The organism is Maribacter sp. 2-571 (assembly GCF_050589625.1).
Classification (GTDB): domain Bacteria; phylum Bacteroidota; class Bacteroidia; order Flavobacteriales; family Flavobacteriaceae; genus Pelagihabitans.
This window is the reverse complement of sequence record NZ_JBNGOP010000091.1, coordinates 1-599: the sequence shown is the minus strand read 5'-3', so window position 1 is coordinate 599 and position 599 is coordinate 1. Positions and strand designations below refer to the sequence as shown.

2 protein-coding genes are annotated in these 599 nt (G+C 33.2%); both read left to right on the top strand.

What is annotated here, in order from left to right:
- Positions 1-257 (top strand): phosphopantetheine-binding protein (locus ACRD7P_RS21015; protein WP_430909774.1); only part of this gene is annotated, 257 nt, incomplete at its 5' end.
- 13 nt (positions 258-270) lie between these two features.
- Positions 271-599: hypothetical protein (locus ACRD7P_RS21010; RefSeq protein WP_430909773.1), on the top strand; the 329-nt coding region annotated here is incomplete at its 3' end.

Here is a 599-nt window from a genome sequence, read left to right as displayed (position 1 = left end):
AACTGGAAAAGGCCCTCTGTGGTATATGGGCGTCGGTACTGGGGCTGGAACAAGTGGGCATTACCGATAATTTCTTTCGGATAGGAGGTCATTCCATCTTAGCGATGCAACTGGTACATAAAATCAATAAAGAACAATCGATAGGAATTAAGGTTTTTGATCTCTTCAGCTCCCCGACCATTAAACAGTTATTGTCAAGTACTAAAATGGAAGAAGAGTTAATTGACATCTCTGAAAATGTAGAATGGGAATTTTAAATAAAAAATTAAAATGAAAAATATTCTTGTCTTTTTAAACGAATTAAGGTTAAACAAAGGAGCCGCCTGGGTTGATGAAAATAATATATTAAAATTTTCAATTCCTAAAAAATTTCAGAATGATGATACGAAAAGTCTAATACAAAAAAATAAATTGAAGTTAATTTCAATTCTTATTAGCAATAATATTTTTTCTGTAAACGCTTTTTTTAGTAAGAAAGAAGAAATACTTAATGTTAATTCAAACAACAATATCGGTCCTTTATCCTTTTCCCAGCAGCGTTTGTGGTTCATAGAGTCCTATGAGGGGGGTACGAACGCCTACCATATGCCCATGGTATT